Source organism: Pseudomonas sp. ASL3 (assembly GCF_056680425.1).
Window position 1 is genome coordinate 4,994,821 of sequence record NZ_CM155281.1, and the last position, 23,859, is coordinate 5,018,679.

The 23,859-nt window shown below is 58.7% G+C and carries 19 protein-coding genes, 1 pseudogene and 1 riboswitch; of the genes and pseudogenes, 9 read left to right on the forward strand and 11 right to left on the reverse strand.

Annotated elements, in window-relative coordinates; translation table 11 throughout:
- Nucleotides 1-106: 106 nt before the first annotated feature.
- Nucleotides 107-211: riboswitch (TPP riboswitch) on the reverse strand.
- Between the two features lie 137 nt (nt 212-348).
- Nucleotides 349-1,788, forward strand: coding sequence for a TolC family outer membrane protein (locus AC1MEE_RS23050; protein WP_480411831.1), 1,440 nt, complete (start codon nt 349-351; stop codon nt 1,786-1,788).
- Between the two features lie 304 nt (nt 1,789-2,092).
- Nucleotides 2,093-3,517, forward strand: coding sequence for an IS1182 family transposase (locus tag AC1MEE_RS23055; protein WP_480410535.1), 1,425 nt, complete (start codon nt 2,093-2,095; stop codon nt 3,515-3,517).
- 231 nt (nt 3,518-3,748) lie between these two features.
- On the opposite strand, the gene waaA is transcribed toward AC1MEE_RS23055, so the two are convergent.
- Nucleotides 3,749-5,023: a lipid IV(A) 3-deoxy-D-manno-octulosonic acid transferase gene (gene waaA / locus AC1MEE_RS23060; RefSeq protein WP_480411832.1), complete on the reverse strand. Its 1,275-nt coding sequence runs from the start codon at nt 5,021-5,023 to the stop codon at nt 3,749-3,751.
- A gap of 14 nt (nt 5,024-5,037) precedes the next feature.
- Nucleotides 5,038-5,922: a LysR family transcriptional regulator gene (locus tag AC1MEE_RS23065; RefSeq protein WP_480411833.1), complete on the reverse strand. Its 885-nt coding sequence runs from the start codon at nt 5,920-5,922 to the stop codon at nt 5,038-5,040.
- 93 nt (nt 5,923-6,015) lie between these two features.
- On the opposite strand from AC1MEE_RS23065, the gene AC1MEE_RS23070 reads away from it, so the two are divergent.
- The 4 genes from AC1MEE_RS23070 to AC1MEE_RS23085 are packed head-to-tail and all read left to right on the forward strand — an operon-like array spanning nt 6,016 to nt 9,427.
- On the forward strand, nt 6,016-6,348 hold the full coding sequence (locus AC1MEE_RS23070; RefSeq protein ID WP_480411834.1) for a DMT family transporter: 333 nt from the start codon (nt 6,016-6,018) through the stop codon (nt 6,346-6,348).
- Nucleotides 6,349-6,398: 50 nt separating this feature from the next.
- Complete coding sequence (locus AC1MEE_RS23075) at nt 6,399-7,619, forward strand: NAD(P)/FAD-dependent oxidoreductase (protein ID WP_480411835.1); 1,221 nt, start codon at nt 6,399-6,401, stop codon at nt 7,617-7,619.
- Entirely contained in the window at nt 7,616-8,425 is an 810-nt protein-coding gene (locus tag AC1MEE_RS23080) for an aldo/keto reductase (RefSeq protein ID WP_480411836.1), read from the forward strand. The genes AC1MEE_RS23075 and AC1MEE_RS23080 overlap by 4 nt, the downstream gene beginning before the upstream one ends.
- Nucleotides 8,426-8,464: 39 nt before the next feature.
- A complete protein-coding gene (locus tag AC1MEE_RS23085; RefSeq protein ID WP_480411837.1) occupies nt 8,465-9,427 on the forward strand; it encodes a metal ABC transporter ATPase in 963 nt (320 codons plus the stop codon).
- A 201-nt stretch (nt 9,428-9,628) separates the two neighbouring features.
- Here the strand turns inward: AC1MEE_RS23085 and hldE are convergent, their stop codons facing one another.
- Together hldE and msbA are read right to left on the reverse strand one after the other, a co-directional pair.
- Complete coding sequence (gene hldE / locus AC1MEE_RS23090) at nt 9,629-11,050, reverse strand: bifunctional D-glycero-beta-D-manno-heptose-7-phosphate kinase/D-glycero-beta-D-manno-heptose 1-phosphate adenylyltransferase HldE (protein ID WP_480411838.1); 1,422 nt, start codon at nt 11,048-11,050, stop codon at nt 9,629-9,631.
- 223 nt (nt 11,051-11,273) lie between these two features.
- A complete protein-coding gene (msbA, locus tag AC1MEE_RS23095) occupies nt 11,274-13,079 on the reverse strand; it encodes a lipid A export permease/ATP-binding protein MsbA (protein WP_480416316.1) in 1,806 nt (601 codons plus the stop codon).
- A 100-nt stretch (nt 13,080-13,179) separates the two neighbouring features.
- Here msbA and AC1MEE_RS23100 point away from each other — a divergent pair, with 100 nt between their 5' ends.
- From AC1MEE_RS23100 to AC1MEE_RS23110, 3 genes and pseudogenes are all read left to right on the forward strand, one after another.
- The gene (locus AC1MEE_RS23100) at nt 13,180-13,836 is read left to right on the forward strand and encodes a lipopolysaccharide kinase InaA family protein (protein ID WP_480411839.1); all 657 of its coding nucleotides are present in this window, start codon (nt 13,180-13,182) and stop codon (nt 13,834-13,836) included.
- A 68-nt stretch (nt 13,837-13,904) separates the two neighbouring features.
- Nucleotides 13,905-15,172, forward strand: a pseudogene (locus AC1MEE_RS23105) (O-antigen ligase family protein); the annotation flags it as partial.
- A 32-nt stretch (nt 15,173-15,204) separates the two neighbouring features.
- A complete protein-coding gene (locus AC1MEE_RS23110; RefSeq protein ID WP_480411840.1) occupies nt 15,205-15,522 on the forward strand; it encodes a hypothetical protein in 318 nt (105 codons plus the stop codon).
- Between the two features lie 19 nt (nt 15,523-15,541).
- Here AC1MEE_RS23110 and AC1MEE_RS23115 read toward each other — a convergent pair whose 3' ends face one another.
- From AC1MEE_RS23115 to AC1MEE_RS23145, 7 genes are read right to left on the reverse strand one after another with little or no spacing between them, the layout of a single operon-like run.
- Complete coding sequence (locus tag AC1MEE_RS23115; protein WP_480411841.1) at nt 15,542-16,426, reverse strand: glycosyltransferase; 885 nt, start codon at nt 16,424-16,426, stop codon at nt 15,542-15,544.
- Nucleotides 16,423-17,577, reverse strand: coding sequence for a glycosyltransferase (locus AC1MEE_RS23120; protein WP_480411842.1), 1,155 nt, complete (start codon nt 17,575-17,577; stop codon nt 16,423-16,425). Before AC1MEE_RS23120 ends, AC1MEE_RS23115 begins: the two co-directional genes overlap by 4 nt.
- A gap of 2 nt (nt 17,578-17,579) precedes the next feature.
- Complete coding sequence (locus AC1MEE_RS23125) at nt 17,580-18,458, reverse strand: DUF6625 family protein (RefSeq protein WP_480411843.1); 879 nt, start codon at nt 18,456-18,458, stop codon at nt 17,580-17,582.
- A gap of 57 nt (nt 18,459-18,515) precedes the next feature.
- Complete coding sequence (locus AC1MEE_RS23130) at nt 18,516-19,946, reverse strand: PIG-L deacetylase family protein (RefSeq protein WP_480416317.1); 1,431 nt, start codon at nt 19,944-19,946, stop codon at nt 18,516-18,518.
- 8 nt (nt 19,947-19,954) lie between these two features.
- Nucleotides 19,955-20,851: an antimicrobial resistance protein Mig-14 gene (locus tag AC1MEE_RS23135; protein WP_480411844.1), complete on the reverse strand. Its 897-nt coding sequence runs from the start codon at nt 20,849-20,851 to the stop codon at nt 19,955-19,957.
- On the reverse strand, nt 20,851-21,981 hold the full coding sequence (locus AC1MEE_RS23140; RefSeq protein WP_480411845.1) for a glycosyltransferase: 1,131 nt from the start codon (nt 21,979-21,981) through the stop codon (nt 20,851-20,853). The genes AC1MEE_RS23135 and AC1MEE_RS23140 overlap by 1 nt, the downstream gene beginning before the upstream one ends.
- Nucleotides 21,965-23,722: a carbamoyltransferase family protein gene (locus AC1MEE_RS23145; RefSeq protein WP_480411846.1), complete on the reverse strand. Its 1,758-nt coding sequence runs from the start codon at nt 23,720-23,722 to the stop codon at nt 21,965-21,967. Before AC1MEE_RS23145 ends, AC1MEE_RS23140 begins: the two co-directional genes overlap by 17 nt.
- Between the last annotated feature and the right edge of the window lie 137 nt (nt 23,723-23,859).

Below are 23,859 nucleotides of genomic sequence, written 5' to 3' on the forward strand. Positions count from 1 at the left end.
CTGAAAGGCACGGACGCACCAGGACTGGCGCTGAACATCGGAAGGAGGCGCTGCTGTTCATTTTTTGAACAATCGACCCCGGACGACACTCAAGAGGACTCGCCGGGAGACGAGAAATCTTGTTCCCTACGCAGGCGCTAACCTGATCAGGTTCAACGGGATCCGGATTAACCGATCTCAGCCTTACAGCAAGGCACCCCGACAAGAACGTCGCCAGTCTAGTCAAGACACGAGCAGAACGCCAACATCGTTGTATATCGCTCGATAAATGGCGGTTATGCAGGATTGTTGCGGACAACCTCGCGCACTACACTCGCTACGCGAATTATTCACTCTAGGGAACGCCTCATGCTGCGCAAACTTTCACTGGCCCTTGCCGTGTCTTGTGCTTCCAACGGAATGATCTGGGCGGCAGATATGCCTTTGTCGACCAAGACCGGCCTGGTCAACGTTTACGAAGAGGCCGTGAATAACAACTCCGACCTGGCTGCCGCTCGCGACAATTACGCGGCCCAAAAAGAAGTCGTGCCCCAGGCCCGCGCCGGGCTGCTCCCGAACCTGTCTGCCGGGGCAAGCACGCAAAACACCCGCACCCAGATCGATCAGCCATCATCGACCTTCAGCCGTAGCGGCAATCTCTATCAAGCGACGTTGAGCCAGCCCATCTTCCGCGCCGATCGCTGGTTCCAGTTTCAGGCGGCCAAGGCGGTCGACGAACAAGCGATGCTGCAGCTTTCCGCGACCGAACAGAATCTGATTTTGCAGAGTGCCCAGGATTACTTCACCGTCCTGCGCACCGAGGACAACCTGGCCTCGACCAAGGCTGAGGAAGCAGCGTTCAAGCGCCAGCTGGATCAAGCCAATGAGCGCTTCGACGTCGGCCTGTCGGACAAGACCGACGTACTGCAAGCCCAGGCCAGCTACGACACCTCACGCGCCAACCGAATCACCGCTCAACGTCAGGTCGACGATGCCTTCCAGGCGCTGATGACCCTGACCAACCGCGAATACAACTCCATCGAAGGCATCGTCCACACCCTGCCGGTGCTGGCGCCAACGCCTAATGACGCCAAGGCATGGGTCGACACAGCTTCGCAACAGAACCTGAATCTGCTCGCCAGCAATTACGCGGTGACGGCCGCTGAAGAAACCCTGAGCCAACGCAAGGCCGGGCACGCGCCGACCCTCGACGCCGTTGCTTCCTACAAGCGCGGCGATAACGACGCGTTTGGCTTCAGCAACCCCAACTTTACTGGCCAGAACTATAGCGGCAGCGTGGAACAGAGCAGCGTCGGCGTTGAGCTGAACATCCCGCTCTACAGTGGCGGTTTGACCAGCTCGCAGGTGCGCGAAGCCTATTCACGCCTGAGCCAGAGCGAGCAGCAACGCGAAAGCCTGCGCCGTCAGGTGGTGGAGAACACTCGCAACCTGCACCGCGCAGTGAACACCGATGTCGAGCAGGTCCAGGCGCGCAAGCAATCGATCATCTCCAGCCAGAGCGCGCTGGAGGCAACCGAAATCGGTTATCAGGTGGGGACGCGCAACATCGTCGACGTGCTCGACGCCCAACGCCAGCTGTACAGTTCGGTGCGTGACTACAACAACACGCGCTACGACTACATCCTCGACAACCTGCGCCTGAAGCAGGCGGCCGGCACGTTGAACCCGGGTGACCTGCAGGACTTGTCACGCTATCTCAAAGCCGACTACAACCCGGACAAAGACTTCCTGCCGCCTGACCTGGCCAAGGAAGCCGCCAAGAACTTCGAGAAGCCTTCGGGGTATTGATCACGCGCCCTCTGTAAGAGGGCCGCCCCGTCTTCGACGCCGCGCTGTCGCGCAGCAAACACGGTCAATGTAGGAGCGCGCTTGCCCGCGATGGACCGCGAAGCGGTCCCGAAAATGCTGAGCACAGTTCTACTGCCAGAATCGAGTTCGCTGATTTTGCGACTGCTACGCAGCCGATCGCGGGCAAGCGCGCTCCTACATGGGATATTCGGCGAACACAAAACCTGTGCAGACTGTGTGAAAACCTGGCAATTCTTGCAACGGTCTAAGAAAATGCCTTCATCGGAAGATTGGGGGCATTTTTGTGGCATACATCCAAGGCATAGCGCGCGATCAGAGCAGTCTTTTTCCGGTGTCGCTGGAAGAATCCATTCCGGTAGACCACTTGGTCAGAGTCATTGATGCCTATGTCACCCAGCTCAATCTGCGGGAGCTGGGATTCGACAAGGCTGTCCTCAAGGGCAACGGGCGCCCGCCCTATGATCCGGCAGACCTGCTCAAACTTTATCTCTACGGCTATTTCCTCAGCATCCGTTCGTCACGCCGCCTCGAAGCCGAATGCCTGCGCAACATCGAAGTCATGTGGCTGCTCAATCAGCTCGCACCTGACTTCAAAACCATCGCCGATTTCCGCAGAGACAACGGTGCCGCATTCGCCGCCATCTGCCGACTCTTCATTCTTTTTTGCCGTGAAGTGGGGCTAATCGCCGGCAAGCTGGTTGCTATCGACGGCAGCAAATTCAAAGCCGTGGCCTCCAAGCGCCGTCATATGAGCCTCAAGCACCTTAAGCGCGATGAGGAAATACTGAACAAGAAGATTACCCAGTACCTGGCGGAGCTTGATCGGGCGGACAAAGACGACGCCGATCAGCCTGTGGATAAGCAGAAAGTCAAAGCCGCTTTGGCCCGTCTGAGCAACAAACGAGACAACAACCTGACCCGTCAGCAGGTGATGAAGGCGCTGGAAGTCGAGCAGTTCATCAGCACCGAAAGCGAGGCGCGGATGATGCGGGCGCCGCAAGGCATGGCCGTGGCGTACAACGTGCAGACGGCGGTGGATGCCGAGAACGGCTTGATCCTGCACCACGAAGTGACTCAGGACGGCGATGACCGCAAACAGCTTGAACCCATGGCCAAAGCGGCTAAAGAAGTACTGCAACAGTCAGAGCTGACGGTAGTGGCCGATGCCGGATATTCCCACGGCAAACAATTCCAGGCCTGTGAAGACGCGGGTATCACGGCGTATGTGCCGCTGAATCGAACGATCAACACGCGGGGCGGGGACGTAAAATTCTTTGACCGCACCCAGTTTACGTATGAGGCCCTGGACGATCAGTACCGGTGCCCGAATGGCAAGCTACTGACGCTGACGCAACTGAATCGCGGCACGCGTATTTACCACGCACTGCCCAGTGACTGCGCCCACTGCCCGCTGAAAAGTCAGTGCACCAAGACCTCCCGCCGGAAAGTAACGCGGCATGCGCATGAGGCCGCTTTTGAGCGAATGGAGCAGCGCATGCAGGCGCATCCGGAGAAGATGGTTGAACGAAGGTCCATCGTTGAACACCCCTTCGGCAACCTCAAGCAATGGATCATGGGCAATGGACGGTTCTTGCTACGCCAACTGAAAGGCGCGCGAATAGAGATGTCGCTGGCGGTGCTTGCCTATAACTTTAAAAGGGCGATCAATGTGCTGGGTGCGCGTGAAATGATGGCGAAGATGGGCTAAGCAGCCTTTTTTTGCGCCTGACAAACGTCCCAGGACTGGCCATGGAGCGCTCAAAACGCTTTGTCCCGGCGACGTGAAAACGAACAGCGATGATTTCGGGATCAAAGGCCAAAAACCAACGCCCCGACAAGTCGGGGCGTTGGTTTGAAACATGATCGTCAGGTTTTCACACAGCCTGTGTGGGAGCAGGCTTGCAACTACGCGTCCCGCTGCGAATAACTGGATGCGGTCTTACAGACCGGAAACCCGCCCCAACATATCCAGCAACCGCTGCAACGCGCCCTGATTGGCGTGCATCACTTTCAGGCCGGCATCGGCCATGTTGCGCGCAATTACCGGCTGATCGAACAGGCGCTGCACCGCAATCGCCAAACCCGCGGCATCGATCACTTCTTCCAGCGCTCCGGCGTAGCGCAGCAGCCCGGCGATTTCCAGGAAATTGAACAGGTGCGGACCGCTCAAGACCGGCTTGGCCAACGCAGCAGGCTCCAGCAGGTTATGCCCGCCGTTGGGCACCAGGCTGCCGCCGACGAACGCACAATCGGCCAAGGCGTACAGAAACAGCAACTCACCCATGGTGTCACCCAACAGCACTGAGGTGGTCGCAGTGACCGGTTGCGCCGTCGAGCGGCGAACCGTCTCGAACCCCTGCTGACACAACTCATGGACGCTGTTGAAGCGCTCAGGGTGGCGCGGCACCAGGATCAACAAGGCGTCGGGATGGCTGACGAGCAATTGTCGATGGGCCGCCAACACGATTTCATCTTCGCCAGCATGGGTGCTGGCCGCGATCCACGTCGGGCGCTGGCTGGCGTGCCATTGCTCACGCAGCTCAGCAGCACGGACCAACAATTGAGGGTCGATGCTCAAATCGAACTTGATCGAACCGGTGACCTCGACGCATTCGGGCCGCGCGCCCAAATCACGAAGGCGCTGCGCTTCGGCTTCGGTCTGCACGGCAAACCCGCTCATCTCGGCGAGCATCGGCCGGGTCAGTTTGGCGATACGCCCATAACCCCGCGCCGAGCGCTCGGACAGCCGCGCATTGGCCAGCACCACAGGAATCCCGCGTTTGGTGCATTGGTGGATATGGTTGGGCCACAGCTCGGTTTCCATGATCACCCCGAGCCGAGGCTGGACATGATCAAGAAAACGCCCGGCCGCCCAGGGCAAGTCGTAGGGCAGATAGCAATGTTGAATGCGTGGCTCACCCGCGAACAACGCTTCGATCCGCTCCGAACCGGTCGGCGTCATGCAGGTGACGATGATCGGCAGCTGTGGATAACGCGCCAACAAGGCACGGATCATAGGCGCCGCAGCGATGCTTTCGCCCACCGACACCGCATGCACCCAAATGCCGCCGCGCAGCATCGGTGGCAGACCGAACGAGAACCGCTCGCCGATCCGTTGTCCGTAAGCCGGGGCCTTGCGTGCCCGCAACCACAGGCGCAGAGCGACCAAGGGCAAACCGAGATGAAGCAGCAGGGTATAAAGAGTTCTATTCATGGCGGCGGAGTTTATCAGCCAATCGCCTGCAAATGCCGGGCAAAACATTCGGCCAGCCACCGAGCAGCCGGACCGAGTGGCTCGTCTCGGCGCCAGACCATTTCTACCACCAGGGCCGGTGGCGTCCAGTCGCTGGTCAGCTCGACCATCAGATTCTGGTACGCCGGGTACTGCACCACATGCCGCGGCAGCCAGGCCCAGCCGAGGCCGCGCATGAGCAATTCGGCCATCACATAAAAACTGTCGGCCCGCCAGACCCGAGCACTGATCTGCTCGCCACCGGGATAACCGCTTTGCTGCGGCGCGATCAACAGCTGCCTGTGGCGCCCCAACTGCTGACGACTGACCCGAGACTCGTTGACCAAGGGATGACCTACTGCACAGACCGTCACCATTTCGACGCTGCCCAGCACCCGGCGCTCCAGGGCTTCGGGCATTTGCTCATGGTGAAACAACAAACCCAGATCAGCACGACGCTCCACCAGCTTGCGAGCCACGTCGCCCTGGGCGCCGCTGGCCAGTTGCACCTCGACACTGGGGAAGCGTTCGGCCAGCGCTTCGAGGCTGTCGAGCACCGGCTGATAAGGCATGGCTTCGTCGTGAGCCAGTCGCAAACAGGCTTCCTGGCCGCGCATCAACGCAAGCGCCCGACCATCCAGACGCTCACACTGGCGCAACAGCTCCCGCGCCTCTTCAAGCAGCGCGCCGCCGGCCTCAGTCAAACGCGGTTGTCGGCCGCTGCTGCGGTCGAACAGGTTGACACCCAAGTCTGCTTCCAATAACGCGATGGCACTGCTGACGGCTGACTGCGCACGTTTCAGATCCCGCGCCACCGCCGAGAACGAGCGCTGTTCGGCAACGCTGACGAATAAACGGATTTGCTCGAGATTCCACTGCAAGGCACACCAACCTATCGGCCAGAAAGATAGGTAATGACTTTACCCCATCTGCTCAGTCTCTAGAATGCGCAGCTATTGAAGAGGAGCTGCACCATGACTGCCTACTACTACCTGGCCATCGCCATCTGCGCCGAAGTAATCGCCACCGTCTCGATGAAAGCCGTCAAAGGCATTAGTACACCGTTACCGTTGCTGCTGGTGATCGTCGGTTACGGCATTGCGTTCTGGATGCTGACGCTGGTGGTGCGCAGCATTCCAGTGGGTGTCGCCTACGCAGTCTGGGCAGGCATGGGTATCGTCATGGTCAGCATCGCGGCGCTGTTCATTTATGGGCAGAAACTCGACGTGCCGGCGATGTCTGGCATGGCTTTGATCGTCGCCGGCGTGGTGGTGATTCAACTGTTCTCGAAAACCGCCGGGCATTGAAAACGCGATCCCCTATAATGGCGACATCCGTTTAGCCACCGAGGTCGCCCATGCCATCTGCGCTCACTCCATCCGCTATGACCACTGACGTACTGATCGTCGGTGCCGGCGTTGCCGGCCTTTGGCTCAATGCGCGCCTGCGTCGCCAAGGGTTCTCGACAGTTTTGGTGGAAAGCGCCAGCCTCGGCGGCGGGCAAAGCTTGAAGTCGCAGGGGATCATCCACGGCGGCGCCAAATACGCCCTGCACGGCGCGTTGAGCGGCGCTTCCGAGGCGATCGCCGACATGCCCCGCCGCTGGTGTGAAGCCTTGGCAGGTAAAGGCGAACTGGACCTGTCTGGCGTGCGCCTGCTGTCCGAAGCGCATTATTTGTGGTCGCCCGGCACCCTCGCCGGCAACCTCACCAGTTTCTTCGCCAGCAAGGCCGTGCGTGGCCGCGTCGATCAAGTCACGGGCATTGAACTGCCGCCCGCGCTGCAGAACCCTGGCTTCAAGGGCAAGGTCTATCGTCTGGCCGAACTGGTTATCGATGTACCGAGCCTGATCGAACGTCTTGCCGAACTGTCTGGCGACAGCCTGCTGGCCGGTGAAAAAATCGAGCCGCTGTATGCGAGTGGGGCGCCCAACGGTGGCGCGCTCAATGGTAAAGAACTGATCGGCCTGCGGGTCGATGGTCGCGAGATCCACGCTCAGCGCGTGGTCTTGAGCGCCGGTGCCGGTAACGCCGAGCTGCTGAAATCCATGGGAGTGGACCACCCCACCATGCAACGCCGTCCGCTGCATATGGTGTTGGTCAAAGGGCCGACCTTGAAGCCGTTGTATGCCCATTGCCTGGGCGGCGGGCCAAAACCCCGGGTCACCGTCACCACTCACCCGGCGGCCGATGGTCAATGGGTCTGGTACTTGGGTGGCGATCTGGCCGAAGCCGATGGTGTCGCCCGCGAGCCTGCAGCACAAATCGCGGCGGCGAAAAAAGAACTCGGCAACTTGCTGCCGTGGGTCGATCTCAGCCAGGCGCAGTGGGCGACCTTGCGCGTCGATCGGGCAGAGCCGGCGCAGTCTGGCCTGGTGCGCCCGGACAACGCGTATCTCTCGGTGCAACAAAGCCTGATGGTGGGTTGGCCGACCAAGCTCGCACTGGCCCCTGATTTTGCTGATCGGGTGCTGGCTGCATTGGCCCACGACGACATCCATCCAACACCGCAGTCGCCGTTGGTCGGCCTGCCGAAACCGCCCATGGCGCAACCGGTCTGGGATCAACTGCTGCCATGAAAACCCTGCACGAACTGCATCGACCGCTGGGCAGCACCGGCCTGAGCGTTTCCCCACTGGGGCTAGGCACCGTCAAGCTGGGCCGTGACCAGGGCGTCAAATACCCCAACGGCTTCACGATCCCCAACGATCAAGAAGCGCGGATGCTGCTCAAACTGGCCCGAGATCTGGGCATCAACCTGATCGACACGGCCCCGGCCTACGGCACCAGCGAAGAGCGCCTCGGCCCGCTATTGCGCGGCCAGCGTCAGGAATGGGTAATCGTCAGCAAGGTCGGCGAGGAGTTCGAAGGCGGCCAGTCGCGCCACGACTTCAGCGCCGCACACACGCGCCTGTCAGTGGAACGCAGCCTCAAGCGCCTGGAGACCGACTTCATCGACCTGGTGCTGGTCCATTCCGACGGCAATGATCTGGCGGTGCTCAACGACTCGGAGGTGTATCAGACGCTGGCGGAACTCAAGCAACAGGGCAAGATTCGCGGCTATGGTTTCTCGGGCAAAACCGTCGAAGGCGGTTTACTGGCCTTGCGCGAAGGCGATTGCGCAATGATCACCTACAATCTCAACGAACAAAGCGAAAAGCCGGTACTGGACTACGCCGCCAGTCATGGCAAAGCCATCCTGGTGAAGAAGGCGCTGGCCAGCGGTCATGTTTGCCTGAGCCCCGGCGTCGACCCGGTTCAAGCCAGCTTCCAGTTGCTGTTTGACCATCCGGGTGTCGCCAGTGCTATTGTCGGGACCATTAACCCGCTGCACCTGGCCCATAACGTGGCAACTGCCGCCGCCGTGATTCGCCGTCAAACCTGATCCAGGCGGTGGCCGACCCCAACGCACGAAGGAGCCGACATGCCGCGAACGTTGATTCGGAAAAACCCCAGCAACTTTAAAACCCTGCCGCTATTTGTCGAAGCTACACCCGAAGGCCTGAGCTATCAGAGCGTCGGCATGCCGTTGAATTTCGCCCAGACCCTGCAACGCCGACGCAAGATCGAGCTTGCCGATACCGAGCGTTTTTCTGTGGATCTTGCCAACCTCGGGGTATCGGTACGGCTGACACTGAATTGGCAAAACCGCGATTACTGGGTGCTGGTCAGGCAGCGTCGGCAGGACCGTGGCGACGTGGTGCTGAAGTTGATTTCAGGCTACGTGCCCGCGCATGAACTGAACCTGCCACTGCACACCGCCATTCAGGAAGTCGCTGAAGAGTGCCTGATCGAAACCCCACAAGGCTGGCTGAGCGGGCGCTTCCACGACACCTGGCTCCCGGCGCCGTATGCCGCGGCGCTGCACTATCGTGAGGCCATGCCCTTTCGTTTGAGCCCTCTGTCCGGCGCGGCCAGGCCGGTGCGCTGCGGCAACATGACCCTGATGGAACGCCCGCGCGCCTACGTGCATTTGCCCACGGCGTCGCTGCAACTGATTTACGACATGCGCCTGGATGTGCCCAGAGAGGCGCGACCCCTAAGTCTGTTCCACGTTGATGAGAGCCTGGAAAACGATCAATTGGTGGCACGGCTGAACCGCAGTCGCCCCGACCTGTATTTGATGCCGCTGGAAAATGGCCTGCCTAAGCCTGAGCTATACACCCTCAAGCGCGACAAGCTGCAACCGGCCAGCACGCGCGGCCTGTATCTGGCAGAGAGCTTTGCGCCGCAGCAGGGCTGGGTGGTGAAAGACGAGCGGATTCGCTGGAAGGACTGGCTCAGGCAACAAGGTTTGAGCGCGCCAGCAAAGAAGAATGGCCTCAAGCGCCTGACGAACAAAGCCCGGCAACTGCTGGAGCTGGCGCGTAGCTCCCTGAGCAAGTGATCAAACGTTGCTCCCACAATTGATCAGCAGTACCCCTGTAGGAGATCACGCCCCGTCTGTCGCGCAGCAAACACGGTCCCTGTAGGAGCTGCCGAAGGCTGCGAAAAGGTCGGCACGACCTTCAGCGGTCTCAAGAAAGCGACCGGTTCCCGGTCGATCGCAGCCTTCGGCAGCTCCTACAGAAGACAGCTGTCCCCACAGTTACTGCCTGCGGATTTTCTCGACAATCGCAGTGGTCGAGCTGTTTGCCACCAGCCCCAGCACCTTCACCTTGCCGCCATAGGCCTGAACGATCTCAGCGCCGACCACTTGATCGATGCCGTAGTCACCGCCCTTGACCAGCACGTCAGGCTTGACGTGGGACAGCAGGTTTTCCGGGGTGCCTTCAGGGAAGCTGATCACCCAATCCACCGCGCCGAGTCCGGCCAGCACAGCCATGCGCCGGTCGACACTGTTGATCGGTCGTCCCGGGCCTTTCAGGCGGCTGACGGACGCATCATCATTGACCGCCACGATCAATCGATCACCTTGCGCACGCGCCTGCTCCAGATAGGTCACATGTCCGGCGTGGAGAATGTCGAAGCAGCCGTTGGTGAACACGATCGATTCTTTGTGTGCCCGCGCGTCATCGATTGCCAGCAATAATTGATCGAGGCTCAGCACACCACGCTCGGAACCTTCTTCACGCTGGATCGCCCGGCGCAATTCAGGTGCGCTGATAGCCGCCGTACCCAGTTTGCCGACCACGATGCCAGCGGCCAGATTGGCCAGCGCAACGGCGTGCGGCAGTTCTTCGCCGGCAGCAATCGCCGCCGCCAGGGTAGAAATAACGGTATCGCCGGCACCGGTGACATCGAACACTTCACGGGCACGGGCGGGCAAATGCAGGGCCGGATGGTCGGGACGCAGCAAGGTCATACCGTGCTCACCGCGGGTCACCAGCAGCGCACCCAACTCCAGCTCGCTCATCAACTGTGCGCCCTTGGCGACCAGTTCGGCCTCATCGACGCAATGACCGACGATGGCTTCGAACTCACTGAGGTTCGGCGTGATCACGCTGGCGCCGCGATAGATCGCAAAATCCTTGCCTTTGGGGTCAGCCAGGACCGGAATACCCCGATCACGCGCAGCTTTGATCAGCACTTGGTGGTTTCTCAGCGCACCTTTACCGTAGTCGGACAGCACCAGCACCTTGATGCCGTCGAGCATGTCTTCGACGTCTACGCTCAGCGCCAGCGCATCGGTGGCGAACGGTTCTTCGAAATCGATACGCAGCAATTGCTGGTGACGACTCATGACCCGCAATTTGACGATGGTCGGCTGATGGGCGATGCGCTGAAAACGCGCGGTCACGCCGGCCGCTTTCAGGCTATTGGCCAGACTTTCGGCCGCCTCATCTTCCCCGGTCACTCCCACCAGCGAGGCAGGCGCACCCAGGGCCGCAATGTTCAAGGCAACGTTGGCGGCACCGCCCGGACGATCCTCGATTTGCTCGACCTTGACCACTGGCACCGGCGCCTCCGGTGAAATCCGTGAGGTACCGCCATGCCAATAACGGTCGAGCATGACATCGCCAACCACCAAGACAGGCGCTTGATCGAAACGCGGCATGGACAACTTCATCGAACAACCCGTAACTAAGAATGAACAGGGGCCGAATCTTAGCACAGGGTTGGCGCACCACCATCTGTAGGCGCTGGCTGACGTGCGAACCCTGCAACCGGGTGTGTCATGTGCACCGCATCAAACTATTCGCAGCGGGACGCGTAGTTGCAAGCCTGCTCCCACAGGGATCACAACCAACCTGTGGGAGCAGGCTTGCCTGCGAATGCGGTATCAGCCGGTATCAGGCGATACCGGCAGCTGCCACCGGCTCATCCAGGCCCAAGGCATTCAACCGCGCGTAGTAGCCATTCTGAGCCAGCAGCTCGGCATGGGTCCCGCGCTCGACAATGCTCCCCTGATCCATGACCAGAATCAGATCGGCCTTCTCAATGGTCGACAGACGGTGCGCGATGACCAGCGTCGTGCGCCCCCTCATGACTTGATCCAGCGCCGCTTGAATATGACGCTCGGACTCGGTATCCAGCGCCGAGGTTGCCTCATCGAGGATCAACAGTGGCGCGTTCTTGAGCAAGGCCCGGGCAATCGCCAGGCGCTGGCGTTGGCCACCGGACAGCAGCACACCGTTCTCACCGACCTGGGTGTCGAAGCCTTCTGGCAACTGCTCGACGAACTCTTTGGCATAGGCATCGGCCGCCGCCGCTTCGATTTCGGCCCGCGGAGCACCCGCCAGATCACCGTATGCGATGTTGTTGGCGACGCTGTCGTTGAACAGGGTGACGTGCTGGGTGACCTGAGCGATATGCCGACGCAAGTTGCGCAGGCGGTACTCTTCGATTTCAACGCCATCGAGCAAAATTTCGCCCGTACCGTGGTGATAAAAGCGCGGAATCAGGCTCGCCAGGGTCGACTTACCGCTGCCTGAGCGGCCCACCAGCGCGACCATCTGCCCTGGAGCAGCCGTGAAGCTGATGTCTTTCAACACTTGCCGCTCGGTACCCGGGTAGGTGAAGCTCAGGTTGCGCACTTCCAGATGACCGGTGACGCGCTCACGTTCGACAGTCCCGTTGTCGAGTTCCGGTTCGACGTCCAGCTGCTCGAAGATGCTTTCCGCACCCGCAACGCCTTTCTGGATCGTCGAGCTGACTTCCGACAGCTGACGGATCGGCTTGGGCAGCAGACCGGCGGCGGTAATATAGGCCACCAGATCACCAGGGGTCGCATCGCCACGCAATAACAGCACCAGGAACATCAACGCCGCCATGGCGGAGTAGATGACCAACTGCAGCATCGGCGTATACACCGCGCTGGTCTTGTTCATTCTCAGCTGCTTGTCGGTATTGCCCTGGCTGGCACTCTTGAAGCGCTCCTCTTCATAGCGCTCACCGCCGAAGCTGCGCACCACGCGATAGCCCTGGATGGTTTCCGACGCCACATGCGTCACATCGCCCATCGCTACCTGAATCTTCTTGCTCTGCTTGCGGAATTTCTTGCTGGCACTGCCGACCATCAAGGCGATAACGGGCAGGATCGCCAGCATTACCAGGGTCAAGTGCCAGTTCATCCACAGCAGGTAGATAAACAGGAAGACCACGGTCAGGCCTTCACGAATCACGGTTTTGATCGCGTCGGTGGCGGCACCGGTGACCATGGTGACGTTGAACGTGATGCGCGAAATCAGATGACCCGAGTTATGCGTATCGAAGTAACGGTTGGGCAGTACCAACAGCTTGTTGAACAACTCGACGCGCAGATCGTGCACCAGCCCCAGCGAGACCTTGGCCAGAAAGTAGTTACCCAGATAGGAGCCCAGGCCTTGCCAGGCTGCGATCAGCACAATCAGCAGCGGCACGGCCTGCAACAGCTGCAAGTCACGCAGATAGCGCACGTTGGGAAACAGCGGGGCTTCGGGATTGCTCAGGCCATCGACAAAATACTTGAGGATGCCGGCCAGCATGGGCTGGGTCGAAGCGAAGATCACAAAGCCAAGGATGCTGAGTGCAAAGATGCCGACATAAGGCATCACATAGGTCAGCAGTCGGAAATAGATTTTCATACTGGAGCTTTGTTCTGGCGTACTCATAGTCATCGGCACGGAAAAGAGAGCCGGGATACTATCACAGCCCGGCGCCATTGAGCCCTAGGGCTCAGGCTGGGGTATGATGGCGGCCATTTTCGAAGGAGCTTGTATGCGCGCACTCGCTTACGCTGACTATCAAGCCTTACGCAGCGATGCCGAGGTGATCGAAGCTGACTTCTTCGGTGACAAGGTTCTGCGCCTTGAAGACGGCAACTTCATGAAGTTGTTCCGGCGTAAACGGCTGATTTCGTCGGCGGCATTTTTTCCGTATGCCAAACGCTTCGCCGACAACGCTCTGGAACTCAAAAAGCGCGGCGTCCGATGCCCTGACGTACTGGCCACCTACCGGGTTTCCGACATAGCGCGAGACGTCGTGCACTATCAGCCATTGCCCGGCCAGACACTGCGGCAATTGATCGCCGACCCGGCCCATTACAGCAATCCTGTATTACTGGAGAAGTTCGGACGCTTCGTTGCCCAGCTACATAATTTGGGAATTTATTTCCGCTCGCTGCACTTGGGCAACGTAGTGGTGACGTCCGACAACGAGCTGGGGCTGATCGACATCGCAGACATGCGCACCCTGCGCCGTCCTCTGCGCAAAAGCCGGTGCCTGCGCAATTTCCAGCACATGCGCCGCTACCACAATGACCATGAATGGTTACTTCAGGAACAAGGCGCCCTCTTCTTCGCCGGTTACAGCGAACACAGCGTTCATGACTGGAAGCGCGGCACACTCGTAGAAAAGCTGGCGCTCTCCTGCTGAGGCAAGGTCTATCAGCGAGTAGCTCCAACGCTAATTGGGTGAACACTCCTTTGGAACGAATTTTTAATATGCAATTCAGCGGTTTCAGTAATTTTTCAAACAGAGCATTCGATTTCATTTGCCTGTGGGTACTGCCTGTCGGCTACCTACTGCTTTTGAGTGGCCTGTTCTTTCTCCCTGGGCACAGTGTTCACCACAAGCTTTTCTACGGTTTGTTCAGCATCCCGACACTCCTGGCCGTTTGTCTACGACCAAGAGAGCTGAAAGGCCTGCTGCGTGAGCCGCTGTTTATCGGCATGTTGATATTCCTCCTCTGGGCGGTACTCAGCCTGGTCTGGAGCACGACCACTGACGGCAGACTGGGCCTGATAAAACCCCCTTTGCACACCTTGATGCTGTATATCGGCTGCTGCCTCTTGGTGCGTTACCGCAATGAAAGCCTGCAACCGATTTTCTTTTGTGCCGCGGTGATTGCCCTGATCGCCTCGCTCTTCAATCTGTACACCTTCGCGCAGACCTATACCCCTGACATGCGAATGATCGGTGCTGGCGCGTTCGACAACCCATTGCTGAGTTCTCACGTATTTGGCTTTTTCTGTGTCTATTGGATGACCGTCAGCATGACCTGCAAACGCCCGCATGTGCTGTGGCTGAGCATTCCAGCCCTTACGGTCATGTTTGCCACGCTGATCGCCACCGGTTCCAGGACCCCACTAGTCGCAATATCCCTTGCAGGACTCTGGCTTGGTTTCATCTGCTGGAATCGCCGCTCGCTGGTCATGCTAGGCACCATGCTGGTTGCTGGACTCGGTGTGCTACTGGTGTTTTCGCAGATGATCACCGTCCGTGGCGACTCCTATCGCTTCGAACTATGGGTTCTGGCACTGGAGCAGATTGTCATTCATCCATGGATCGGCTACGGCTATGACGCCCCTCTGAGCCTTGACCCAGGCATTGGATACACATTAGAGGAGCCCCATAACTTTGCTCTGGGCGCCCTCTATTACGTTGGGATTATTGGCTTTCTACCCTGGGTGTTCAACCAGGTGTGGGGGTTGCTAAGCAGTTGGCGGCAACGTGTACAGCCACTGTTCATCCTCGCCTCCAGCTGGTTGATGTTTGGAATCGGGGCAGGACTTACTGAGGGCGGAGGTATTGTCTCCCCCCCCAAGGAGCACTGGTTCCTGCTATGGATTCCCCTTGCCCTGATCGCGGCGCTAAGCATTGGCAGACGCGGCAAACAACTGCTCAGCGGATCTGCCGAAGTACTACCCGCCTCGGCAATGGAAAGCTCACGACAAACGCCGGGGTCGTAGAGACAGACGATCTGACCCCTTAAGTCTTCTGCTCCTGCTCACCCTGTTCTTCGTGGTGGTCGCCTCTGGCAATACGCTGTTCGGTGCCCTCAAGCTGCGCAGCATTCACTGGATGGGGGAAATCAGCTACAGCACGTACTTGCTGCATGGTTTCCTGCTTTGGCTAATGATGCAGCGCTTGCCGCTGGCACTGGATTACGACCCCAGTTCACCGGGGTTTTTCCTGTTACGGATGGCACTCAGCAGTTGCCTGCTGATTGCACTGAGCAGCCTGACCTTCTGGTATATCGAGAAACCCGGCATCGCCCTCGGTAAAAGAGTTCTGCTACTGCTGCGCAACCATCGCAACCCGGCTCAGGCTTCTACCTGAAACAGCGTGCGCTGGTCGCTCAGTGCTTTTTCAGCGGCAACAAGTAGAACCGGCTCAGCCCACGCAAGGTTTTGCGTGTCCACGCCTTGAGCGGGATCTGCGCCAGTATTTCACGAGCCAATACCCGATCACGATTGGCGGTTTTGAGGAACATCGAGTTGAGAAACTTGTAGCGAACCTCATCATAACGGGGGTGATCGCTGAACAGTGCGTAGGAGCGCAGAATGTTATCAATCATGAACCGGTGATTTTTGTAAGAGTTGGTCGCGTGTTTGCGATAGCGGGCCATCAGCACACTCAACCCATCAATAAAATAACCCGCACGGGTGATCTTCAGCTCGATCAGCAAGTCTTCCAATCGAATATTCAGGTCGAAGCCTCCGACCTTGTCCAGCGCCTCCCGCCGAATCAATAAAGTGGGTGCAGGCGGATAAGGTTTGCGCTCAAGGAACACGTCATCGAAGTCCATACGACGGAAAGGCACCTCTCGGCGCTGATGCTTTTCGGGAAAGAGCTCGCCCTCTGCATCAATCAATTCAATATTCCCGGCGCAAATACCGACCTCAGGTTTACCGTCCATATAAGCAACCTGAGTGGCGATGCGATCTGGCAACATGATGTCATCGGAACCGAACGGAGCGATCAAACTACCTTTTGATCGGGCAATCGCTCCGTTGAGTGTCCTGGTCAGGCCCTGGTTCTGTTGAACCTGGAAATCGAACGTGTATTCGCTTTGCAAACGACGGATGCGCTCGACACTGTCATCGCTGGAACCATCATCAACGACCAGCAACTCGATATTCGGGTATGTCTGGTTCAGAACACTCAGAATGCTCTGTTCAATGTAAGGACCATGGTTATAAGAGGCGATGATCACCGTCACTAAGGGTTGATCGTCTTTCATGCTTGTTCCTTACGCGCCTGATTCAAGCCTGAATCAATCAACTGCAGATATTCCTGACGAAATACGTCGATGTCGTGCTGCTCTTGCAGATAGCGATAAGCCTGCTCGCCCTTGGTCTGAAGCACCTCATCCGAGAGTCCCAGGTAAGTGTCCAGCGCAGCCGTAAGCGTCGGTACGTCGGCCGGCTCTACTGCCAGACCTCCAGCCCCCTGAATAAGTGGCAACATGGCTGGAACGCTCGAAGCGATCACTGGCAAATGTCCGCTCATGCCCTCAAGCAAAGCCAGACCCAGTCCCTCAGCCAGAGAAGGCATGGCCCAGATATCAAACGCCCGGACGTACTGCAGAGCGTTCTCTCGAAAGCCAAGTAAGTGTGCACGACCGCTCAGCCCCAAACGTTCAATCTCGCTACGCAGGCGCGACTCTTCGCGACCAGCACCAATGATCGCCAACTGCGCCTCGGGATACTTGTCCTTAAGTGCTGCGAAGGCCTGTAAAAGATAGGTATGGCCCTTTACCGGTACCAGCCGCCCAAGTGCGCCGATAAGGCGAACCGATGGCGCCAGCCCTAGCAACTCGCGCGACTGCTCGCGGGAATGCTGCAAACCTTCGGCCTGCTCGATATCAATGGCGTTGGTGATGGCGTAAGTATTCTGATCGGTAAAACCGCAATCGCAGTCCAGCAGATACTGTTTGACCGCCGGCGACACGCCAACAAAACACCAGGCCTTGTCGATCAGGCGCTGGGTCTGACGACGCCGGTAAAAACGGTCGTACTCGCCAAAACCATGGGAAATACCAATACACAAAGGTATTTTCAACCAGCGGTTCAGTACCAGCAGCATGTTGACCGGCTTGAAGCGATTACAAATCACCACATCGAACTTTTCTTTACGGCAGAACTGATACAACTGCCACATTGCCCGCAGACGCAGTCCCTTGAGGGACTTATCTGAAAAGTCGAAGTACACCGAATGATCGGCACGGCTCACCGCAGCCCCGGGTTCTGGTCGACCCCGTAAAAAGGCAGCGGTCACTTCATACCGCTCAACCGGCAAGGCCTTGACGATCTGCTCTGCAAGATCGGCAAAGTCGTGCGCCTTGACGTTGTAGTCCGGCTGCAGTTGCAGGACCTTGAAGCGCTGATTCATAGCTATACCCACTGAAAGCCATTCGCATCGATTACCCAGGCTGGCTCGGCGGCCAACTTCTTCATGCACTCAGAATCGGGCTCCGGCAACTGAGGCCATTGATTGCGTTTCCAGCAAACGAAGTGGAAATACGGAAACGAGCGGTCCCCATCACGGTCATTGGTCAAGAGGCCATTACGCCAGTACCAACGATGAGGAAAATGATCACCGCCATCATGCCACTTGATCAAACAACCCGGAGTGCTGAACGCTTCCGCGAACTCGCTACGCCGCCGCCATGGATTGAACTTGCCGACCAGGTTGAACAACGGTTTGGGGAAGTTTTTGCGCCAGAGGAATATCCGGCTGAACGCCCCTTCATCCAGCGCGTGGTGCTCCTGATCGGCAAAGCGTTCGCGCCAGTTCTCGATCCGCATGAACACCTCTCGCTTTCGCGCCGTGTTGCGTATCAGGCACAAATGACCTGCGACACGCCGCTCATGCGTCGAGAACAGGCCATAACCTGCCAACCGTTCAGCCGTGAAATAGCTGCGTAAGTCGCCATACACCACGTCGATATCACCGAACGCCCAGAAATCGTAGCCCCCAAGACGATCGACATGAATATAACCAAGCGCGGGCTTGATATCACACAGTTTGTAAGCGGCCTTGGGTGCGAAGTCGATCCCCAAACGCTGCGACACGAGCTGGCAATAGTCAGTGAAGCTGATGCTCTCGACCCGGACGTTAGGTGCCAGGTTCTCCGGGACGCCACAGTCACTGAACAATAGCCAATCGATATCAGGATTACGCCGGCAACTTTCGAGAAAAAAGGGCATCCAGAACGGCCATCGGCCGAAGTATGGAATGATAAAAAGAATGCGAGGGTTTGGATTAACCACGACAGAACTCAACGTAGGTCTCGAAAACACCGGGCCATGCTACACCACACAACGGTTTCATTTGTGCCTCAGGAACCAAAACAGCTCGTGACGCCTGACAACCTTGCGGAAGAACTCGTTCTCGCCATAAGGAGACGGAGACCTACCGGCCAGAAACCTCTGTATCAAACGCCGCAGACGCCACTTGAACGATGCCCTCGCCTGCAAATCATGCATCATCCCCAACGCCATGGCCTTGTCTCGCTGCTGCTCGATAGACAGCGACAGGCAGTAAGGTTGTAACGTCTGCACGGCCTCGAACAACGGAGGCAAGCTGACACCCGTGCCCGATTCACCCATCGGCCAGCGATCATTGTCATGCAGGTGATTGGCATAACCGAGCAGCGTGGTGGGCTGCCACTCCAGGCCCTGCAATGCTTCCAATACCGCCGCCTGCGCACAGACGTGGTCGGGGTGCGGATCCAGGGAAGAATGGGGCATCACAATCACGTCCGGCCGCACTTTAAGCAGTAACTCACGCAAGTCGGCCAGCAGATTGTTCCAGGTCGGTGCGCCGTCATGGTCGCTGGACAAAGGGAAAGCGTTGAACTGACGGAATAACCGAGTATCACTCAGTTCCGCCTCCCGGGAAGCAATAGGCTGATCGGGCGCTGCCTGCATCGCGGAGAGCTGCAAGCAGAAATAGCCCAGCTGCACGCAGCGCCCCTCAGGCACACCTGCCCAGCGCGGTACGGCAATGCTATCCCAGGCGCGCAGACGACCCTTGATCCGCGCCGCCTCGGCGCACGACAGGCCCATCTGCTGATAGCGGTCAGCCTCGATCTCACCGGCGGTCAAGGTGACGATCCAGGCTTCATCCGCCTGGCTGTAAAAACCGAAGGCCGCCAGTTCCGCATCGTCGGCATGAGGCGCGATGACCATCACTCGCTGACGTCGGTAGTCCGGATGGCGGAACAACCAGAGTGTCGGCTGCCCAAGCAAGTGACAGAAACGCCCCTGCAGGCGCAACTCACCGCTGGCCAATGGCTCTGCCAGACCGCTGAGGTTGAGGTAACGCAGGCCGCTCACGCCACGCTCGAAGGCCTGCCGGTCGTGGCATTCGCCCCCCATAAGCTCGACCGCAGGATCGAGAAAACGGCCGAGCCAGCTGCTCTTGACCTGTATCGCCAGCAGCAGGGTTTCGTCGCCAGCCAGGCTCAACGGCTCATCCAGCAGCAAGCGCTCGCCCTCCAGACGAACCCCGGCCCGCTCGCTGCCTTCAGGAAACGCGTACTGATAATCGCCTTTCGGCGAGTAGAACAGATGGTCGGCAAACCAGGCTTCATGAGCGACCCACGCAACAACGGTCAACAGCAATAGCAGCCACCAGACACCAAACACGTCTACCGCGATCAACTGCACCAGCCCCATCAGCAACAACAGGCCAATCAGCAGCGCCCTACGCTTGTTACGCCGATGGCGTTTGAGCAACTCCTGCTTGCGGTTCAAACCCTGATTCATACCTGAAATACCGGCACAGGGTTGCACCAACGATCCTTGTACTCACGGTCGGCGCGACCGAAGGAAAACCGCAGTGGCTTGTTGCTGGCGCGCGCCTGTTCCCAGGCGCTCTGGGTGTTGAGGAAGCTGAGGACGCTGCCGGGACTGAAGTCGCGCGTTTCAGGGGCGACGCCGCCGTTGATGTATTCGACGCTGATCCACTGCGGTGCTTCGACCCGATACACCAACTGAATGGCGATGGGCGCCTCATTGAGAAACACCACCGAGCCGATCATCAGCTCGCGTAACAATTCGATCACATCGGCCATGCGCTCGGCACCGGTCGCCGGAAACCCCCAACGACGCTGGAACAGATCGCAATACATACCCGCCAGCTCAGCACTGGTGAAGTCGGTGACAGGCCGCACCACACCACCGGCCTCTTCCAGCAAGCGCAATTCGCGGCGCTGGTTGTAGCGGAATTTCTTCGACAGCTCTTCGGGCATGCGAGCCATGGCCAGCGATTCGGGCTGCGGTTTGAGGGTGCTGACATGACCTTCATGCAGGGCCGACAGGTAGCGGGCGCGATGGCGCAACGGAATCTGCGCGCCCGAAGCCATCGGCAGAATCAGCTCGGCATTGCCCAGATCGAACAAACCTTTCTTGCCCCGCCTTTTCAGCACGTCCTTGGACAACGCCAAGGAGCGCCCCCAGGTCGGGATCGCCGCTTGCAACTCGCCGTCCTGCTCCCACCCCAGATAACGCACCGGAATGCCCGCCAGACCGGCCAGCCGCTCAACCACCAAAGGATGGGTCGCGACACTGCCGCCAAAACGCTGCCAGGCCTGCGCATAGGCAGGCGCATCGATCAGGGTCCAGCCACGTTCACGCCAGCTTTGAAATCGGTTGAGCATCAAGACTCCGCGATCAGACTGGTGACTTGCGGCAGATGCCAGAACACATCGCGTACAGCTTGATCAGAAAAACGCTCGTGCAGGCGCTGCTGCATCAACTCGGCACAGGCTTCACGCTGCTGAGCATCCAGCGTAGCCAAATGAGCGAGGCCCTGGGCCAAATGCTGGTCATCACCCAGCGGAAACAGAATACCGACGCCTTCGACCACTTCCTTGGCCCCACCCGCGGCGGTAGCCAATAGTGGAACACCTGCGGCCATCGCTTCGAGCAGGACCATGCCGAACGGCTCGTGATCCGAACTCAAGGCGAAGACATCGAATGCCTTGAAATAGCGACGCGCCTCGGACACCTGGCCGAGGAACAGCACCTGCGAACCGATGCCCAACTCCAGCGCAAGCTCTTTGAGATCCTGCTCCAGGCGACCTTTACCGAGAATCACCAATTGACTGTTCGCAGGCAAGGTTGGCAGCGCTTGAGCAAAGCCGCGCAACAAGGTTGCCTGATCCTTGTCCGGGTGCAATCGACCGACGTTACCGACGATCCAGGCTGTCGGCGACAGCCCCAGCAATTCGCGAGCCTCGGCAGCGGGCAGCTGGGTCGCTTGCAACTGTTCGATATCGATGCGGTTGTGCAGGGTTTGAATGCGCCCGGTCGGCCACTTCGGCAAGCTTTTGCGCATGTCGTCACGTACCGCATCGGACACGCCCAGCAGGCTCAGGCGCCAGCGGAAGATATGCGCGAACAGCTTGCGGGTAAGACGGTGATAGTCGCCAAACGCATGATGGACACCAATCACCGGCAAACGAGTCGCCAGCAGTGCGATGTACACCGGCTTGAAACGATGGGCGATACAGAAGCTGAACGTCCGGGTAGCGGCAATCTTGCGCAGATCGCGGATCGCCCCCAGCTTCAGGTTACGTACGTCTTTGGAACTGTACTCGAGAAACAGCACTTCGTCCGAGGCGCAGCCTGCTGCGACCTCGGCATCAGCGACACCCGTCAGAAATACCGTGGTAACCCGGTATCCCTTGCCGGCGAACAGACTGGCGTATTGCCGGGTGCAGTCAAGAAACGGCCCATCATAGCCGTGACAGAACTGCAACACATGGCGTTCAACCGAACGTGTCATAAGCGTCCACACCGTCTTTGAGCACCAGGATGTCTTCCATGATCAGGTATTCCAGATCGGAGCCGAAGAACATGTTCAAGGCATCGGTCGGCGAACAGATCATCGGCTCCCCGCGACGGTTAAGCGAGGTATTTAGCGACACACCGTTGCCGGTCAGGTCTTCCAGCGCTTTCATCATGTCGTAGTAACGCGGGTTGTATTTGCGCTCCAGCACCTGCGCACGGGAAGTCCCGTCTTCATGGACGACTTCCGGCACGCGGGTTTTCCACTCTTCCGCCACTTCGAAGGTGAAGGTCATGAAGGGTGCCGGGTGGTCGATCTTGATCATCTGCGGGCCGACGGTGTCGAGCATCGACGGGCAGAAAGGCCTCCAGCGCTCACGGAACTTGATCTGTTCGTTGATGCGATTGGCCACGCCGGGAATACTCGGGCAGCCAATGATCGAACGACCGCCCAACGCGCGCGGGCCGAATTCCATGCGCCCCTGGAACCAGGCCACCGGGTTGCCCTCGACCATGATTTTGGCGATGCGCTGCGGGGTGTTGTCGATCTGGCGCCAGGCCGGCTTGCTCGGGTGGCGGGCGCAGGCAGCGATCACGTCTTCGTTGCTGTACGACGGACCGAGATAGACATGTTCCATCTTCTCGACGGGCACGCCACGCGCGTGAGACACGTAAGCCGCAGCACCCACGGCGGTACCGGCATCACCGGAGGCCGGTTGCACGAACAGCTCTTTGACTTCAGGGCGCGCAATGATCTTCTGGTTCAGCTTGACGTTCAGCGCACAGCCGCCAGCAAAAGCCAGCTTGCCGGTTTCTTTGAGAATGTCGCCCAGGTAGAAGTCCATCATTTGCAGCGACAGCTTCTCGAACAGCGCTTGTATGCTGGCGGCGTAGTGGATGTACGGCTCGTCGGCGATATCACCTTCGCGTTTCGGACCCAGCCACTCGATCAGTTTCGGCGAGAAGTAAAAGCCCTTGCCCTTCTCCTTGTAGCGACGCAGGCCGACCACGTTGGCGTAATCGGTGTTGATCACCAACTCGCCATTTTCGAAGGTCGCCAGACGCGAAAAGTCGTATTTGCTGGCATCGCCATACGGCGCCATGCCCATCACCTTGAATTCGCCGTCGAGCATTTCGAAGCCGAGGAATTCAGTGATCGCGCCGTACAAGCCGCCGAGGGAATCCGGGTCGAAGAATTCCTTGATCTTGTGGATCTTGCCGTTTTCGCCGTAGCCGAAGAACGTCGTGGCGTATTCACCCTTGCCATCGATGCCCATGATCGCGGTTTTCTCTTTGAAACCGGAGCAGTGATAAGCGCTGGAGGCGTGAGCCAAGTGGTGTTCGACTGGCTCGATCTTGATTTTCTTCGGATCGAAGCCCAACTGCTCCAGGCAGAAGACAATCTTGTTGCGATAGCGCTTGTAGCGGCGGTTGCCCATCAACAGCGCATCGAGGGCGCGATCCGGGGCGTACCAGTAGCGCTTGGCGTAATGCCAGCGCGCCTTGCCGAACAGGCTGATTGGCGCGAACGGAATGGCCACCACGTCAACGTCCGACGGCTTGATGCCCGCTTGCTCCAGGCAGAACTTCGCCGACTCGTAGGGCATGCGGTTCTTTGCGTGTTTATCGCGAACGAAGCGCTCTTCTTCAGCAGCCGCAATCAGCTTGCCGTCGATATACAGGGCTGCGGAAGGATCATGGCTAAGGGCGCCGGACAGGCCAAGAATCGTCAATGCCACAGGGGTCTAGCCTCTTTAGTCTGCATGCAGGCGGTAAGCGCCTGAGAAAAATGTGCCCCCGCAAAAGGTGCGAGGAACAGCTAAAGGGCGGGATTATAGCGTAATGAGGCTGTATGTGGTCGGGTGGCTGACGGCAC